The organism is Bradyrhizobium sp. P5_C11_2 (genome assembly GCF_054049755.1).
In genome coordinates, this window is the sequence record NZ_JBFULT010000699.1 from 1 (window position 1) to 3347 (window position 3347).

Annotated in this window: 2 protein-coding genes; both read right to left on the minus strand. The window is 67.5% G+C overall.

Features of this window, described 5'->3' with window-relative positions; all coding sequences use genetic code 11:
• A partial coding sequence (locus ACXJL8_RS37130) for a cation diffusion facilitator family transporter (protein ID WP_456686627.1) occupies positions 1 to 653 on the minus strand: 653 nt, incomplete at its 3' end.
• A gap of 2 nt (positions 654 to 655) precedes the next feature.
• The coding region (locus tag ACXJL8_RS37135) for an efflux RND transporter permease subunit (RefSeq protein ID WP_456686628.1) at positions 656 to 3347 on the minus strand (2692 nt) is incomplete at its 5' end.

The window sequence follows — 3347 nt, forward strand, 5'->3', positions numbered from 1 at the left end:
AGCCAGAGCCAGCCGGTCCAGATGATCAGCGCCGCCGAGACCACGACGCCGAGCGACACGGCGGCGTCGGCCGCCATGTGCAGGTAAGCGCCCTCGATGTTGATGTCGTCCTTGCGTCCGCGCGCGAACAGCAGGGCGGTGAAGCCGTTGACGAGGATGCCGATGCCGGCGACCACCATCACGGTGACGCCCGCGACCGGCTCGGGCTCGCGCAGCCGCAGGATTGCCTCCCAGCCGATCGCGCCGGTCGCGACCAGCAGGAACACCGCGTTCGCGAGCGCCGCCAGGATGGTGGATGCGCGCAGGCCGTAGGTGAAGCGGCCGCTCGGTGCCCGCCTGGCCGCGATCGATGCGCCCCAGGCCACGACCAGGCCGAGCACATCGGACAGGTTATGGCCGGCATCGGCAAGCAGCGCGGTGGAGTTGCCGATATAGCCGTAAATGGCTTCGGCTACGACCAGCGCGATGTTGAGCGAAATGCCGATCGCGAATGCCCTGCCGAAATCGGCGGGCGCATGGACATGCGCGTGGCCAAGACCATGATCGTGGCCATGATCGTGACTATGGGCATGGCTGTGGTCGTGACCATGGCCATGATCATCCGCGTGGCCGCCATGATCATGGTGGTGGCCGTGATGGTCGTGCCCGCCCACCGCTAGCGCTCCCCGGAAGCTGCCAAATCAGGCCGCATTGTAGGCGTTTCGCGCGCTCCGTCACGCCGGAACAGCATATAGAGCGCCGGCAGCACCAGCAGCGTCAGCACGGTCGAGGAGATGATGCCGCCGATCACGACGGTCGCAAGCGGCCGCTGCACCTCGGCGCCGGCGCCGGTGGCGAGCGCCATCGGCACGAAACCGAGGGAGGCGACCAGCGCGGTCATCAGCACCGGGCGCAGGCGGGTCAGCGCGCCCTCGCGCACGGCATCGGCCATGGGCCGGCCCTCGCTGCGCAGCCGCTCGATGAAGGCGATGATGACGAGCCCGTTGAGCACGGCGACGCCGGACAGCGCGATGAAGCCGACGCCGGCGCTGATCGACAGCGGGATGCCGCGCAGCAGCAGCGCCGCGACCCCGCCGGTCAGTGCCAGCGGCACGCCGGAGAACACCAGAGCCGCGTCGGCCACCGATCCCATGCTCATGAACAGCAGCAGGAACACCAGCAGCAGCGCCACCGGCACCACGATCGTGAGCCGCTTGGTCGCGGACACCAATTGCTCGAACTGTCCGCCCCAGCCGATCCAGTAGCCCGGCGGCAGCTTGACCTTCTCTGCGACGGCCTCCTGGGCCTCGGCGACGAAGGAGCGCAGGTCACGTCCGCGGACATTGGCCATCACCACCACCCGGCGCTTGCCGTTCTCGCGGCTGATCTGGTTGGGGCCGGGCGCGATCTCGATCGCGGCGACGGAGGACAATGGGACGTAGCGCAGCGTTGGACTCGCGGTCCCCGGCCATGCGGTCTTGGTGACGGCCGCCGTGTCCTCGCCCGGCGGCAGCGGGATCGGCAGCGACTTGATCGCATCCGGGTTGGCGCGCAGGCTTTCCGGCAGGCGCACGACGATGTCGAAGCGGCGATCGCCCTCGAACAGCTTTCCGACCGGTTTGCCCCCGATCGCGATCTCGACGAGGTTTTGCACCTCACTGAGGCTGAGGCCGTAACGCGACAGCGCCTGGCGGTCGAGCTTCACCGTGAGGATCGGCAGGCCGGCGATCTGCTCGGTCTTGACGTCGGCGGCGCCTTCGATGCCGCGAACGACGCCGTGGACCTGCTGGGCGATGCCCGCGAGCACGTCGAGATCGTCGCCGAAGATCTTGACGCCGACATCACTGCGGATGCCGGCGATGAGCTCGTTGAACCGCATCTGGATCGGCTGGGTCATGCCATAGGCGGTGCCGGGCAGGGTGTTGGCGGTACGTTCGAGCTCGGCGACCACTTCGTCCTTCGGCCTCGCAGGATCTGGCCATTCCTCGCGCGGCTTCAGCGTGACATAGGTGTCGGCCACGTTCGGCGGCATCGGGTCGTTGGCGATCTCGGCGGTGCCGACCTTGGAGAAGATGGTCGCCACCTCCGGAACCTGCTTGATGGCCTTCTCCAGCCGAAGCTGCATGTCGACGCTCTGGGTGAGGCTGGTGCCGGGAATCCGGATGGTCTCGATGGTGATGTCGCCTTCGTCGAGGCTCGGAATGAATTCGCCGCCCATGCGGGTTGCGGCGAACAGGCTCCCGGCGACGATCAGGACGGCGCAAGCTGCGACGCTGCCGCGGTAGCGGATGGCGCGGTCGAGCAGGGGGACGTAGAGCCGCTTGGCGGCGCGCATGAAGATGTTCTCCGTCTCCGAGACCTTGCCGGTGACGAGGATCGCGACAGCGGCCGGGACAAAAGTCACCGACAGCAATGCGGCGCCCGCCAGCGCCATCAGCACGGTGAGCGCCATCGGGGTGAACATCTTGCCCTCGGTCCCCGTCAGGGTCAGGACCGGGAGATAGACGACGGCAATGATGAGCGTGCCGAACAGGCTCGGCTTGATGACCTCGCTGGCGCCCGCGAGGATGGTCTGCATCCGCTCATCCGGCGAGAGCAGGCGCCCGCGCCGGTGCTGCTCGGCGGCGAGCAGCCTGAGGCAGTTCTCGACGATGATGACGGCGCCATCGATGATGATGCCGAAATCGATCGCCCCCAGGCTCATCAGATTGGCGCTGACCTTGCTCCCGACCATGCCTGATATCGTGAACAGCATGGAGAGGGGAATGACGCAGGCGGTGATCAGCGCGGCGCGGATGTTGCCGAGAATCAGGAACAGCACCGCAATCACCAGCGCCGCGCCCTCGACGAGGTTCTTCTCGACCGTCTGGATGGTCGCTTCCACCAGATGCGTGCGGTCGTAGACCGCTTTCGCGATCACGCCCTCGGGAAGCGATTTCGCGATATCCTTGAGCCTTGCGGCCACGCGCTGGGCCACGGTGCGGCTGTTCTCGCCGATCAGCAGCATGGCCGTGCCGAGCACGGTCTCCTTGCCGTTCGCCGACGCCGCGCCCGTGCGGAGGTCCTGGCCCTCCTGCACGTCGGCGACGTCGCGGACGCGCACCGGCACGCCGCCGCGCGAGCCGATCACGATATCCTTGATGTCCTGGATATTGGCGACCTGGCCGGGGGCGCGGACGAGATATTGCTCGCCGTTGCGCTCGATATAACCGGCGCCGACATTGGCGTTGTTGGCGGCAAGCGCCGTCATGATGTCGCGGAAGCCGAGCCGGTAGGCCATCAGCCGGCCGGGGATCGGCAGGACGTGGAATTGCCGCTCGTAGCCGCCGATCGAGTTGACCTCGATCACGCCGGGAATGGTGCGGAGC